The organism is Candidatus Hydrogenedentota bacterium (assembly GCA_016791475.1).
In the GTDB taxonomy this organism is placed as follows: domain Bacteria; phylum Hydrogenedentota; class Hydrogenedentia; order Hydrogenedentales; family JAEUWI01; genus JAEUWI01.
This window is the reverse complement of sequence record JAEUWI010000002.1, coordinates 165,537-179,368: the sequence shown is the minus strand read 5'-3', so window position 1 is coordinate 179,368 and position 13,832 is coordinate 165,537. Positions and strand designations below refer to the sequence as shown.

General features: G+C 60.7%; 14 protein-coding genes. 8 read left to right on the top strand and 6 right to left on the bottom strand.

From position 1 onward, the window contains the following. Positions 1–188 precede the first annotated feature (188 nt). The 3 genes from JNK74_01815 to JNK74_01805 all read left to right on the top strand — a co-directional run bounded on the left by JNK74_01815 (position 189) and on the right by JNK74_01805 (position 1,188). Entirely contained in the window at positions 189–425 is a 237-nt protein-coding gene (locus tag JNK74_01815; protein ID MBL7644902.1) for a hypothetical protein, read from the top strand. Continuing rightward, a complete protein-coding gene (locus JNK74_01810; GenBank protein MBL7644901.1) occupies positions 422–829 on the top strand; it encodes a type II toxin-antitoxin system VapC family toxin in 408 nt (135 codons plus the stop codon). The genes JNK74_01815 and JNK74_01810 overlap by 4 nt, the downstream gene beginning before the upstream one ends. 98 nt (positions 830–927) lie before the next feature. Continuing rightward, positions 928–1,188 carry a hypothetical protein gene (locus JNK74_01805; GenBank protein ID MBL7644900.1) on the top strand — a complete coding sequence of 87 codons (261 nt, stop codon included), beginning with the start codon at positions 928–930 and terminating at the stop codon, positions 1,186–1,188. 313 nt (positions 1,189–1,501) lie between these two features. Here JNK74_01805 and JNK74_01800 read toward each other — a convergent pair whose 3' ends face one another. Further along, positions 1,502–2,665: a thiolase family protein gene (locus JNK74_01800; protein ID MBL7644899.1), complete on the bottom strand. Its 1,164-nt coding sequence runs from the start codon at positions 2,663–2,665 to the stop codon at positions 1,502–1,504. Between the two features lie 19 nt (positions 2,666–2,684). After that, the gene (locus JNK74_01795) at positions 2,685–5,078 is read right to left on the bottom strand and encodes a 3-hydroxyacyl-CoA dehydrogenase/enoyl-CoA hydratase family protein (protein MBL7644898.1); all 2,394 of its coding nucleotides are present in this window, start codon (positions 5,076–5,078) and stop codon (positions 2,685–2,687) included. A 279-nt stretch (positions 5,079–5,357) separates the two neighbouring features. Between JNK74_01795 and JNK74_01790 the strand changes: the two genes are divergently transcribed. From JNK74_01790 to JNK74_01770, 5 genes are all read left to right on the top strand, one after another. Continuing rightward, positions 5,358–5,939: a hypothetical protein gene (locus tag JNK74_01790; GenBank protein MBL7644897.1), complete on the top strand. Its 582-nt coding sequence runs from the start codon at positions 5,358–5,360 to the stop codon at positions 5,937–5,939. Between the two features lie 136 nt (positions 5,940–6,075). Continuing rightward, positions 6,076–7,677 carry a sigma-70 family RNA polymerase sigma factor gene (locus JNK74_01785; GenBank protein ID MBL7644896.1) on the top strand — a complete coding sequence of 534 codons (1,602 nt, stop codon included), beginning with the start codon at positions 6,076–6,078 and terminating at the stop codon, positions 7,675–7,677. Between the two features lie 475 nt (positions 7,678–8,152). Next, a complete protein-coding gene (locus JNK74_01780) occupies positions 8,153–9,613 on the top strand; it encodes an adenosylhomocysteinase (protein ID MBL7644895.1) in 1,461 nt (486 codons plus the stop codon). A gap of 141 nt (positions 9,614–9,754) precedes the next feature. Further along, positions 9,755–10,006 carry a hypothetical protein gene (locus JNK74_01775; GenBank protein MBL7644894.1) on the top strand — a complete coding sequence of 84 codons (252 nt, stop codon included), beginning with the start codon at positions 9,755–9,757 and terminating at the stop codon, positions 10,004–10,006. A 39-nt stretch (positions 10,007–10,045) separates the two neighbouring features. After that, positions 10,046–11,005, top strand: coding sequence for a hypothetical protein (locus tag JNK74_01770; protein MBL7644893.1), 960 nt, complete (start codon positions 10,046–10,048; stop codon positions 11,003–11,005). Positions 11,006–11,119: 114 nt separating this feature from the next. On the opposite strand, the gene JNK74_01765 is transcribed toward JNK74_01770, so the two are convergent. The 4 genes from JNK74_01765 to JNK74_01750 all read right to left on the bottom strand — a co-directional run bounded on the left by JNK74_01765 (position 11,120) and on the right by JNK74_01750 (position 13,497). Then, the gene (locus JNK74_01765; protein ID MBL7644892.1) at positions 11,120–11,326 is read right to left on the bottom strand and encodes a hypothetical protein; all 207 of its coding nucleotides are present in this window, start codon (positions 11,324–11,326) and stop codon (positions 11,120–11,122) included. Continuing rightward, positions 11,323–11,526, bottom strand: coding sequence for a hypothetical protein (locus tag JNK74_01760; protein MBL7644891.1), 204 nt, complete (start codon positions 11,524–11,526; stop codon positions 11,323–11,325). The genes JNK74_01765 and JNK74_01760 overlap by 4 nt, the downstream gene beginning before the upstream one ends. Positions 11,527–12,112: 586 nt before the next feature. After that, positions 12,113–12,586 carry a DUF2809 domain-containing protein gene (locus JNK74_01755; GenBank protein ID MBL7644890.1) on the bottom strand — a complete coding sequence of 158 codons (474 nt, stop codon included), beginning with the start codon at positions 12,584–12,586 and terminating at the stop codon, positions 12,113–12,115. After that, positions 12,514–13,497, bottom strand: coding sequence for a DUF1593 domain-containing protein (locus tag JNK74_01750; protein ID MBL7644889.1), 984 nt, complete (start codon positions 13,495–13,497; stop codon positions 12,514–12,516). The genes JNK74_01755 and JNK74_01750 overlap by 73 nt, the downstream gene beginning before the upstream one ends. Between the last annotated feature and the right edge of the window lie 335 nt (positions 13,498–13,832).

The window sequence follows — 13,832 nt, the reverse complement described above, 5'->3', positions numbered from 1 at the left end:
CATACTTGAACGAGTGAAGTGTAACATCGGGGAAAGTCCCGGCGCGACGCTCTTCGCCACCGGTCTTCGCGTCACTGACCCAGAGAGCCGACTCAAACTTCGCTCTTTGCGGACTCATCATGACACGATGACAGCGGGCGTAGAATGGGTTATACTTTGGACAGGATTTATGAGAAAGGTCTCTTCTGATGACATACACAGGCCATATCGAGGCGGGCAAAGTGGTTCTAGACGAACCCGCACGGATTCCAGAGGGGGCTCGCGTCCGGATTGAAGTTCTGTCTTTACCCGCCACGGCAACGGTGGCCGGTCCAGTTCCCAGCCTGGCGGAGCAGTTGGCGGGCGTCATTGGCAAGGCGGAACAGCTTCCGGTGGATTGGTCGGAGAACCATGACCGGTACTTGCGGGAAGAACATGCCGGATGAGCCTCGTGTTTGTGGACACATCGTTTTATCAGGCGCTCCTTAACCCGCGCGACCAGTGGCACGGAATTGCTGTAGCTTTTTCGAGGGAGTTTCGGGGAAATACGGTGACCTCCGAGTACGTCCTCTGCGAGCTCGGGGCGCTGATGTCGCCGCCCCATCTGCGCCGAGTCTTTGTCGAGTTTGTGGGCGCACTCGCTTCGTCGCATCTGGTGGAGGTCAGTGCTGCGTCTCCCGAGAGTTTTCAAGCGGGACTTGAGCTTTTTGCGGACAGGTTGGATAAAGAATGGTCATTGACCGACTGTGTGTCTTTTGCAATGATGAAGCAACGTGGCATCGTCGAGACGCTTTCTTTTGACCACCATTTTGAGCAGGCGGGATTTGGGTTGCTTCCGGGGCGTCGATAGTAAATTGCTCGCGTGGCACGTTTGTACTTTGAAGACCAAATGAATGAAGGGCCCCGCCGGAGGGAACGGCTCCGGGCAATCAAAGTGGGGAGTTTCCCATGGGGTTTGAGATTAAGCACGCTGAGGATAGAAGCGAGTCCTTCGCTGATTATTGGTACAACATCTACAAAGATGGTCACTTGATTGCGCAATACTGGCACGACTATCGCGGCGATTATCACGGCATTGAATTTAACAACGGAATAGCCGAAGACGACCCAGTGGGGCGCATGGTCGAGTTCATTGTCGGAGGTGGGCCGCAGCCGCTGAGGTTGTCTGAGAAGGCAATTGCGTATCTCAATCAAAGGCTAGCCGAATAGGTCATGCATTGTGTCGCGCGCCACGGTGATGGACAGTATTAATCCGATCCTTTTCGCCGGTGACTTTGGGTGGCACTCGGCGTTGCGTTTGGCGGTTGGGACACACCGCTCGTTCGAATGGTCGGTGGTGGATCGGATTTCAACCGCGAGAGGCACACGAATGCTCGTTCCTCGCAATCGCGTGGCACGTCTGTTGATTTGAAGCCATCTCTGAATGGAGACGCCCCGCTGGAGGGTGTCCAGCGGGGCGTTTTTCACAGCCGTGATCCGCCTTCGGCGGATGCCACATTCTTTTATCGCGCTGCTGCGCGTACTACTCACACAACTCAAAAATCCCCGCGCCGCCCATGCCTCCGCCGATGCACATGGTGATGAGGCCGTACTTGACGTTGCGGCGTTTCATTTCGTGGAGGAGGGTGGCCACCAACTTTGCACCGGTGCAGCCCAGGGGATGACCGAGGGCGATGGCACCGCCGTTGACGTTGACAATGTCTTCGGAAAAGCCCATCTCGCGGACGACGTGGATGGTCTGGGTGGCGAAGGCTTCGTTGCATTCGACGAGGCCGAGATCTTCAGGCTTGATGCCGGCCTGTTCGCAGGCTTTTTTGATGGCGGGCACCTGGGGCGGGCCGAGGTATTTTGGGTCGCCGGCCTGGACGCACCAGGCGCGCATTTTACCCAGAGGCTTGAGGCCGTGCCTCTTCACGGCTTCGCCGCTGGCGAGGACGCAGGCGGCCGCGCCGTCGCTGGTCTGGCTGGAGTTGCCTGCGGTGCACACGCCGCGATCATGGGAGGCGGCGAAGGCAAGGCGGAGTCCGGCGAGGACTTCGGCGGTGGTTTCGGGGCGGGGGCCTTCGTCGGTGTCGAAGGTAAAGGTGCCGCCATCGGGGGTGCGCACTTCGACGGGGACGATCTCGTCTTTGAATTTTCCGGCGGCTACGGCGGCCCCGGCGCGCTGCTGGCTGCGGGCGCCCCAGGCGTCGGCCTGCTCGCGGGTGATGTTGAAGTCGCGGGCTACGTTGTCGCCGCAGTTGCCCATGGCGATGAAAATCTCGGGCAGTTCTTCGGCGAGGGTGGGGTTGGGGGTGACTTTGTTGCCGCCGCCGCCAACCATGCTCATGGATTCGGTGCCGCCGGCCACGGCGACATCCAGCATGCCGCATTCGATCTTCGCGGCGGCGATGGCGAGGGCCTCGGTGCCGGAGGAGCAGAAGCGGTTGATGGTGAGGCCGCTGACGCTCTGGGGGAGTCCGGCGCGGAGGAGGGCGATGCGGGCCACGTTCATGCCCTGCTCGGCTTCGGGCGTGGCGCAGCCGATGACGACGTCGTCAATGGCGGCGGGGTCGATCCCGGCGGCGTCGACGGCGCCCTTGATGGCGAAGGCGGCGAGGTCGTCCGGGCGTGTGAGGCGGAGGACGCCCCGGCCCGATTTTCCCACGGCGGTGCGCTTGGCGGATACTACGTATACGTTGTTCATCGTTATGTCCTTTCCGCGATCAATTGCGCAGCGGTTTATTGTTCATCAGCATGTATTGAATGCGCTCGGTGGTTTTCTCGGTGCCGCAGAGGCTGAGGAAACCTTCGCATTCGAGATCAAGCAGATCCTGCTCGGTGATCGGCGTTCCCGCGAGGCGATTGCCCCCGACGAGCACGTTGATGGCTTTGCTGGCGATGAGCGCATCGTGCTCGGTGGCCCAGCCGCTCTGCTGCATGTTCCACACGGCGGCCTTGAAGGCGGCGGCGGGGCCATCGCCCAAGGCCTTCAATCGCGGCGGGCGCGGGGGCGTGTAACCACTCACGACCAAACCACGGCATACGGCCTTGGCCTTGGCGATCTGGTGTTCGTAGTTCGGCAGCACGATATCGCTTTCGCGGAAGTAGCCCAGTTCGATGGCCTCGCGACCGCTGGTGCCCACTTTGGCCTGGCCGATGGCTTCAAAGGCGCGGCGGAGGTAGGGGAAGGGATCGGTGTAGACGTTGTCCGGGCAATACTCCATCGCGCGAACGTGCATTTCCTTGCAGCCGCCGCCGCCGGGAATAAGGCCCACGCCCATTTCCACGAGGCCGGCGTAGGTCTCGCCCGCGAGCACGACCTTCGCCGTGTGCTGGCAGATTTCCACGCCGCCGCCGAAGGTGTAGTGGTGGGGCGCGGCGACGATGGGTCGGCGGCTGTATTTCATCCGCATGCCGGTGCCCTGAAGGGCGCGGACGGCCTGCTCCACGCGCTCCCAGTTCTGTTGCATGATTTCGCCGAGGATCAGGAAGATATTCGCACCCGCGCAGAAGTGGGGGCCCTGATTGGCGATGACCATGCCCTCGAACTGGCCCTCGTCCAGCAGATCCACCCCCGCGTTGAGCATGGCGGTGAGGTCGGGGTCGATGACGTTCATCTTGCAGTGGAATTCGCAGCAGACGATGCCATCGCCGAGATCGACGAGGCTTGCGCTGTCGTTCGTCTTCACTACATTGGTGGAAGTTGTCTTGATATTGGCCAGGCGGATTTCGTTCGGGTTCTTCGGTACGGCCTTGTAGCCGCTGCCGTCGAAGAATTCTTCCACGCCGTTGTTCACGCGGTAGAAACTCGAATTGCCCGAAGCCTTCAGCGCTTTTGCGATGGCGGGCAACTCCACGCCGATGGCGGCCATCTTCTCCGCGACCACATCGAAGCCCAGGAGGTCCCAGGTTTCGAAAATGCCCTTCTCCCAGGCAAAACCCCACTTGACCGCATTGTCGATATTCACAATGTCGTCGGCAATCTCGGGAATGCGATTGCCCGCGTACTGCGCGAGGTTGGCGAACTGTTTGAAGACGAACTGAGAGCCCTTGTCCTCGCCGAGGTACATCACCTTCAGTTTGTCTTCGATTTTTTCCAGATTGCGCACCGCCCCGGTGCATTCAAAGCGCGGCTTGATCGGTGCGCGATATTCCAGGGTTTCCAGATCGATGCCCAGAATGATCGCTTTGCCCTTTTCGTCGCGCTCTTTCGTTTTCTTGTAGAAACCCGAACCGCTCTTGTCGCCCAGCAGGCCCTTCGCGACCATCCCGTCGAACCAGGCGGGGCCCGACATGATATCGTGGCGCTCGTCATTTGGACAGCCATTGCGCACATTGCCCGTCACGGCGTGGAGGGTGTCCAGGCCCACCAGATCGGCGGTGCGGAAGGTGGCGGAGGAGGCGTGGCCAATGGCCGGCCCCGTGAGGGCGTCCACCTCTTCCACACTCAGGCCGTCTTTCACCATTTCATGGGCGGTGAACTGAAAGCCGAAGGTCAGGAGGCGATTCGCCACGAAGTTGGGCGTGTCCTTGGCGTAGACAATGCCCTTGCCCAGGACGTTCTCGCAGAAGTCCGCCATGGTGGCGATGACTTCCTGTCTTGTCTTTGGTCCGGGGATGATTTCCAGCAGTTTCATGTAGCGCGGGGGATTGAAGAAGTGCGTACCCACGAAGTGGGCGCTCATCTCATCGTCCATGCCCTCGGCCATGGCCTTGAAGGGGATGCCGCTCGTGTTTGAGCTGAGGATGGTGCCCGGCGTGCGGTGCTTCGCCACGCTCTCGAAGACCTTCCTCTTAATGTTCAGGTCTTCTTTCACCACCTCGATGATCCATTCGCAGCCCGCGATCTTCGCCATGTCGTCGTCGAAGTTGCCCGTCTCGATCATATCGAGGACGGAGGGCGAATAGGCGGGGGCCGGCTTTGCCTTCAGCAGGGCGGCTTTCGCGCCATCGGCGATGGCATTGCGCTTCGCACGCTTCTTCTGGTCCTTCTCCGGCAGGTTCGGCGGCACGATGTCCAGCATGATGCTGGGGACACCGCAATTGGCCAGGTGCGCGGCAATGGCGGCACCCATCACGCCGGAGCCGAGCACGGCAACGCGCTTGATATTACTCATGGATTTGCTTCTCCTTTTAGACTCGCCCGTGTGCCTTGCGGCGTACTTACCGGTCGTTAGACCCACCCCCCATCCTACAGGCCCTTGCCGCGGTGCGTCAAGGCCTTGTGGGCGGGGAGGTTCACTTGCTTCATGGGGCTTAGCTTAAACTATTTGGGCTCGTGTTGGTAGTGACGAAGACCGAAGCGACGGCCAGGGCAGGTTATACGGTATACTGAGACGGCAGCACTGAAGTTTGCCGGTCCCCACGGTCATCAACTGCTCAGGAGCATTCACGTCATGCATGACCCACTATTGTCGTTGCGGCGCCTTGGTATATGCGCGCTTGCACTGATCACCGCTTGCCTGAGTTCCTGTTCCCCGCCTGAAATCGCCCGCATTCCGGTCCAGTTCACCGGCGGTCACGACACCGACCCCGTGGATCATGGTCGTCCCGTGGTGCTCATCGCGGCGGCCCTGGGCGTCGAGCCTGACGTGTTCCGACAGGCCTTCAGCGGCGTTAATCCGGCGCCTGCGGGGACGGCGCCGAGCGGCGAGCGGGTCCACGAGAACAAGGCGGTGCTGCTGGCGACCCTGGGTCCCCTTGGCGTGACCAATGCGCGGCTGGACGAGGTTTCGGACTACTATCGCTATTCGCCGGGCCCCGGCGAACTTTGGAAGGTGCGCGAGGCGGAGGCGGTTGCCCTGGTGAAGCAGGGGCAGATCATTGGCTTCGAGATTGAGGATGGCGGCGCGGGCTACACCACGCCGCCGACGATAAGAGTCTCGGGCTTCCCCAGCCTTCGCGTGGCGGCGCAGATGCACTTTGGCACGGACCTGAAGACCAATGGCTCGATCAAGGGGATGAGCGTGGCGGATTGAGGAGGAATCTGACTGATCTGACGGATTGGACCGATCTGATCGGTCAGATCAGTCCGATTCGTCTGATATACGGTATCTTTCCGAGCGCCCGACGGGACTTTCCGGGTATAATAGGCAGAACCCCGACGGAAGCCCCATGAACGACCTTGAACAGATAGTCCGCGCCGCGCAAGAAGGCGACACCAAAGCGTTTACGACGCTGGTGTCGCGCTTTGAGCGTTTTGCGCTGGATCGCGCCCATGCCTGGGTCAATGATCGGCACCGGGCCGAGGAAATCGTGCAGGAGGCCTTCCTGGAGGCGGCCCTGAAGCTGCACCAGCTCGATACGCCCGTGGCCTTTGCCTCATGGTTCAAGCGGATTGTGGTGAAGCAGTGCGACCGGGTGACGCGGCTCAAATCCCACCCCACGGTGGAATTGACGGCGGCGTCGGGCGCGCAGGACCTGGCGCCTCTGGCCCCGGCGCGCATGGCGTCGGACGGTCGCAACTCGCTCGTCGCCCTGGCCCTCACGACCCTTTCCCCCGACCAGCGGGATTTGATCCATGCGGTTTATTGGGAAAATGAGCCCCAGAAAGACCTCGCCGAGCGCCTGGGCCTGCCCCTGACCACGGTGAAGAAGCGCCTCTACACTGCGCGGCAGAAGATGGCGGAGTTTCTCGGCCAGACCGCCGCGAACGAGCGCGACGATGCGCCCGACGAGAGCGAGGCCTTTCCGCGCGATGTACAGATTTTCATGGCGGCGTGGCACGGCCATGCGAGCCGCGTGGAGACGCTGCTGGCGGAATCGCCCGAGCTGGCCGAGGCTACTAACGACGAGGGCCTTTCTCTGCTGCTTTTTGCGGCTCATGCGGCCCACTACTCCGGCAATGATCGCGTGGTGCAGATGCTCCTGTCGCGCGGCGTGCGACCGGGGCGTTTCGAGCGGGGCGCGCTGGGTATCCCCTCCAATCCGCTGGCCGGCACGATAGATTTCGCCGGACCCTGGCGGCGCACCGCGCTGCACTGGGCCGTGTGCGGCGGACATCTCGGACTCGCGAAGGAACTCATCCTGCGCGGCGCCAATCCCAACCTGCCCGATCAATGGGGCTGCACGGCGGTTCACCTCGCGGCGGACTTCGGTCACGGTGATGTGCTCTCTTTCCTGCTGGGCGCGGGCGGCGATCCGCGCCGCGTGATGAACAACGGCAAGGGCCTCATGCACCTCGCGGCGGGACACCCGAGCCGGGGACTTATCGGTATTGCGCGTAACGCGGGCCTCTCGCTCGATTTGTTTGCCGCCGCTTCGCTGGGCGATCTGGACCTGGCCCACCGCTTGATACGGCGGGATTCGGACAGCGTGAACCAGCGCCTGAAAATCGGTGCGTCGCCCCTCAATATCGCCGCCGAGCGCGGACACGAGGAATTGGCGGAGTACCTGATCGCGCGCGGGGCCAAGCTGGATCCCATCAGCGCCATCGCCCTCGGGCGCAACGAGGCCCTGCTGGAGATGCTGGCGCAGCAGCCGGGCACCATCGACAAACACGCGGGTTCCTTCGGCTTTACACCACTCCACGCGGCTTCGGTACGCGGCCAGGACGGCCTTGTGCGGCTCCTGCTCCACCAGGGCGCGGAAGTGAACCGCTGCGACCGGATGTTTCGGAAGACGCCCCTCCAAGAGGCGCTGTTTTTCGGGCGCGAGAGCGCCGCACGGCTGCTGTATCTCCACGGCGGGCGGATGGGGGTGGGGAAGGGGAATTAAGAATTGAGAATTGAGAATTGAGAATTACGAATTAGGGCATCAGCGCAATTTGCTCAGGCCGAAAAGCCGACTACGGGGTGCCACCCGTACGCGGCGGAGCGAAGCGGGGGAGCTTACGGGTGAGATGACTTTGGCGAGGGGCGCCACTGTCCGTCGGAGAGATCTTCCCTAATTGCAGTTCCATCACCCGCAAACTTGGTCGCTCAGGCTCCCGCGTGTGCGGGTGGCACCCTGGGTTGGTTTTCACGACCTCACGGGTATGTGTCCAATCTTGTCCATCCTGTATATCCTGTCCAATCAGTCTTCTTTCACTTGCTCGAAATGCCCCCAAAGCCGTATACTTCCCCCACGCCCTTCCCAGATTTTCCCCGCCGTGTATCTCGTTGCCGCCCGTGCGGGTCTTTAGTTGCAGTTTGCCCGAGAACCATCGCTGGCGGTGCCAGCCACCATAGCACCGATACAAGGAGAACACCCCATGGCAATCGCCGAAATCGACATTTTCCCGGCCATCGACGCCGAACTGCCCTACAAAGTCGCCGACATGAGCCTGGCCGACTGGGGACGGAAGGAATTGGACCTGGCCGAGATCGAGATGCCCGGTCTCATGGCCATCCGCGAACGCTATTCCAAGGACAAGCCCCTCACCGGCGCGGTCATCATGGGTTCGCTCCATATGACCATCCAGACGGCGGTGCTCATCGAGACGCTGGTGGCCCTGGGTGCCGAAGTGCGCTGGGCGAGCTGCAACATCTTCTCGACGCAGGATCACGCGGCGGCGGCCATCGCCAAGGCGGGCGTGCCCGTGTTCGCGTGGAAAGGCGAGACGCTGGAGGAATACTGGTGGTGTACCTACCAGGCCATGCTCTTCTCCGGCGGCCGCACGCTGAACATGATCGTGGACGATGGCGGAGACGCTACGCTGCTGATCCACCGCGGCTATGATTTCGAAGAGCACTACAACGCCCACGGCGTGCTGCCCGACATCTGCACGGACAACGACGAGATCCGCATCGTGGATTCGCTGCTGCACCGCGTCCACGCCGACGACCAGAACATCTGGCACCGCACGGTGGAAAACTGGATCGGCGTCTCCGAGGAGACCACGACCGGCGTGCACCGCCTCTATCACATGATGAAAGAGGGCAAGCTTCGCACCCGCGCGATGAACGTGAACGACTCCGTCACCAAGTCGAAGTTCGACAACCTCTACGGCTGCCGCGAGTCCCTCGCCGACGGCATCAAGCGCGCGACCGACGTGATGATCGCCGGCAAGGTGGTCGTGGTCGCGGGCTACGGCGACGTGGGCAAGGGCTGCGCCGACGCGATGAAGGGCCTGGGCGCCCGCGTGATGGTCACCGAAATCGACCCCATCTGCGCGCTTCAGGCGGCGATGGAAGGCTACCAGGTGCTCACCATGAACGACGCCGCGCCCCAGGGCGACATCTTCGTCACCACCACCGGCTGCTGCGACGTGATCACCCTGGACCACATGAAGGCCATGAAGAACAACGCCATCGTGTGCAACATAGGCCACTTCGACTCCGAGATCCAGATCGCGGCCCTCGAGCGCGAGCCCGGCGTGACCGAACTGGAAATCAAGCCCCAGGTGGACAAGTTCACCTTCCCGAACGGCAACTCCATCATCGTGCTGGCCAAGGGCCGCCTGGTGAACCTCGGCTGCGCCACGGGTCACCCCTCCTTCGTGATGTCCAACTCCTTCGCGAACCAGACCCTCGCCCAGATCGCCCTTTTCACCAAGACCAGCGAATTCGAAATCGGCAAGGTCTATACCCTGCCCAAGACGTTGGATGAAGAAGTGGCCCGCCTCCACCTGGAAAAGCTCGGCGTGAAGCTCGACGCGCTCACCCCCGCCCAGTCCAAGTATATGGGCATTCCGGTGGAAGGCCCCTACAAGCCCGAGCACTACCGCTACTAATCGGCGGTTGGATTGAGATTGAAGAGCCCGGTGCGCGGTTGCGCACCGGGCTTTTTCAATGAGGACGGAACTGCTGCCGCTCGGTGACAACCTCCGGCTCATCGGGTATACTGAGAAAGGTGAACAGAAAGGACGGTCAGCATGACATACACAGGTCATATCGAGGCAGGCAAAGTGGTGCTTGACGAACCCGCGAGAATTCCGGAAGGCACGCGGGTCCGTATTGAAATTCTATCCGTCTCAACTGCGGCGGTGGATTCCGGCCAGGGGCCAAGCCTGGCAGAGCAATTGGCGAGTGTCATCGGCAAGGCGGAGCAGCTACCTTCGGATTGGTCCGAGAATCATGATCGCTACTTGCGGGAAGAGCATGTCGGATCTCGAATAACCACGTGATAATTTCTATGCGGTTTCCAATATAACGGGGAGTTGACTGTGAGAATCTCTTTGCGGCACGTCTTGACTACGGGTTTATTTTGTGTTCTCACTTTTGCTGCTACGTACTTTGCTCGCTCTCCCGCGCTTGTTGAACCCACTTTCCCTTCTGGAACATCGGCAACTTCATCAACTGGAGCCAAATTCGAGCGGGAAGTGGTAACTCCCGCGCCAGCGCTACCTACTGATGAATGTAAGGCGTTGCATGTGGAGATCGAGAGACTACAGAGCGAATTGGCTCGATTACAGGCCGAAATGTCGGAACTAGAGAAAGCCGCCGTTCAAGGTTTTCTTACCTCGATGGCTAAACGGATCGACGACAATGAGGCCGCAGCCATCGGCGCTCAGGAAGCGACAGCAGACACGGCGCGGCGTGCGAGCCTTCGGAGCGGTGAAATGTTTGGCGGCTTTTCCGATATGTTGTTGCTATTGCATGATCTTAGTCGGATGGGCGATGCCGGAGTCGAAGGTCTGATTGCATATCTACAAGACCCAATTGTAAGTCCTCAAGACCGCGAGTCGGCGATTAATATGCTTACTTATCTTCCCACGAAAGCCAGCCTGGACTTTCTCATGCAGCCTCATGCCGAACTCGATTATGCCGGGTTTACCGAATTGAGCGACGACGGGATTCTCCCCTTCCTCGAACGTCTTCCTACCGGTGACGTCGCGGCGTATATTCCAGAGATCCGGGAGTATATTGACCAGTCACTGGAGTCCGGGTCTTCGAGCAGGGGCATTTTGGCCCCACTTGTCGCGCTCGCTTTGATCCATGACGATGCAGAGTCGCGGCGCATGCTTCGCGGACTTCAAGGAAATGATGCGCAGGTTACCGCGGCCATAATATCCGCAAGTTCGCTTGGCACACCGGAGGCCACTCGATTCGTCGAAGAAATTGCAACGACCCATCCAAGTGCCGACGTACGCAACAGAGCGCAAGAGTTACTGGGCGGGGAATGAGGTTTCCACACGTTACCACTGTTCTCCCCGCGGTAAGGCGGGAAAACAAGGGATATCAGCGGCCCCTTTAGACACCCCTGCGCTGCCCGAGCGCTACGATCTCGACCGTGTAGTTCACGCGCCGTACTGCTCGCGAATTTCACGTGCCACTTGCTCAAACGACAAGGGTTCACCGGGCTCGGTCATGGCAGCGTCATAGTCCCGAATGTCGTCCAACTCTTCCAGGTCATCGAGAACTTTCTCCCATTCGCCTAGCGGCAGAATGATCGATCTCCTCGCGTGCGATTCATCAACAATGTACTGTGGGTGAAGTGGAATCATCGTGCGGCCCTGTTTGCGATATACGCGCGATACGGACGGCTCGGCTCGTCCTTGCGCCCGGCAACAATCGCAAGGTCCGCCAAGTCGCGCCCGAATTCTTTGTCTTGTGCAATTCGAACTATGACGGCGTCTCGTTCCGATTTAGGCAACGCTTTCAGTACGGCCACGAAGCCCTCTGCCGTTGTTTCGGCTTTTGTCATTTGCCGGGTCTCCTTTATGTATGCCCTATTCTACCAGAAGTGGAAGTTGAACGACTTGATTCGTAATCGTTCATGGCACTCCATAGGGACTGACGCGGACCCATGTTCCGTGGTAGCGGAAAAGCCGATAAATTTAAGGGGTTCTTACACGGGCATTGTATGCCGCGAGGTCCGTGGCTGTCCCGTCGTGGCCCGAGCGCACCCCGCGCAAACGCAACGCCCGTATTCAGGGCCGGTGTCGCGGACTGGGGTGCGTGCTGGTATATCCCGTGCATTTCCCTGACGACGGGACAGTCCTTCATGAGGCTTCGCCTCACCCATAGAGGATGAAAATCGTGCCGGGTTCTACCCCCCCTACCCCCCCGCAAGCGGGGGGGACCAAGAGGTGCCCTTTGGTGAGTAGCATTCCCCCCGCTTGCGGGGGGCCAGGGGGGTAAACTCCCGCGTTTGGTAAAGATCTTCTCGAAATTCTGGTTCCGCCGCCCGTGTATTTTCAGAGCAGCCACGGACATGCGAGTCACTGTCGCTCGGATGCGGATATCTTTAGGTCTACTATGCCGACGCGACCGTAGTGCACCGGTCCGCGTCAGTCCCTTCGCACAGCCCTATCGAGAGACATTCCGATAGTCACCCCCACGGCATAGCAGACCAAATCACTCCAAAGAAAACCGAAACCCAACACGAGACCACCAATCGTTGTTGCGCGAATCCCATCGATCCAGGGGGCGTGGTAGAGCTGGCTCAGTTCTACCAGGAAGGCAACCCCCAGCGCCATCGCGCCCCGGATCCAAAGCCGGGCATCGGGGCGCAGGGCGCTGACGCCGAGAAAAACGAGAAGCGCCCACAGGGTGTCACCCGCGTATTCGGCCAGGAAGGCCGGCAGCGAGTCACCGAAGCGCCGCGACGCCAACCCGAGCAGCGCGACGACTATCGCGCACAGCAGATAGGCGAGCGATTTACCACGCGCTATTCGCAGGATCCCGAACCTTATGGCGTCGGCTTCTTCGCTTGCGCACGGTCCATGCGGTGTTTCCAGTCTTCGAGGTAGTCCACGCGCCATTTGTTCACCGTCACCGCGCCGGGCTTGTCCTTGTGCTTTAAGGCCGGATCAGGGCTGTCGTGCCAGTAGGTCGGGCGAGCTTCCGGTTCGGGGCGGATGTAGGCACCGCCCCAATGCTCCGCTTCCGGCGTGGCGGGATCGCCGTGAAGCATATAGAGCACGCTCGGCGTGTCGCCCATCTTGATGTCGGATTTCTGCACCATGAACAGTTCGCCCAGCGCGCCGTGCCCCGCCACGTGGAGTCTGGGAAACTCTACATTGCCCCATTCCCCGTCCTGGTTGCCGCCCATGTACATGCCGCGAAAGGTGAAGTCGCTTTCGATCCACCACAGATCGGGGTGGTTGTTGAAGAGGTAATTGCGCGACTTCCGGTCCTGCGACGTGTTCCAGGAGCCAATGAAATGAACGCGAATCTTCGTCTTAATCGCCGGATTCGCATGGACCGCCTGGGCCACATCGGTGATGGAGCCCCAGACGAGCACGTAGAGCGGACGCGGGTCGTCGGCCAGGGCGCGTTCGACGAGCAGCTTTGCCCCTTCGCTCGGCGCTTCCGGCACGTCGCCCGGCTGTGGATCGATCGCGCCCTGGCGCACCACGGCGCGCAGCGCATCCGGCGTCGGGTAATCCGTCGACCAGGTGCGCAGGTTGTCGTAGTCCTTTTCATAGGCCGCGATGGCTTCCAGGATATGTTCCGCGCGGCCTTTGTCCGGCGGCGAACTGATCAGGCCCTCGGTGTCGAAGTGATCGGCATAGACCAGATAGTGCACCATGGATTGAAAGTCATCCGGGTCGCTGCCGCCGATGTCGGTGGAGACGAAGACGCGGGGCTTGGCGGCATCCTCGGCGCTTGCCGTGGAGATCATGCCGCACAGGGCGAGTGCGACGGTAATGAGGGCGATGGCGACTCTCATGGGTTTCCTACCTTTCCGGGGACGATGTGACCTTGCGCGGCCTTAACCCAGCGCCATGATTCGACAGGCGTGGGACTTAACATTATGTTCTAGTACTGTATCGAATACGTTCAACCAAAGCTCATTTTAACCGTTTTTCCGCAACAGGACAATGCGCCCCAGAGGAATTTTCTGAGTCAAGCGATCACGCCGGTCGAAGCAGCGGTTCCTCGCTGGGTCTGACGCGGCACGGCGTGCGCTCGACTTGTCGGGGTGGCGCCCCGTTACTTCGCAACTTGGGGTATAATCCGGCGCGGCACGGCGCTCTTACCCGAGGCAATGTCGCTTTTCCCCGT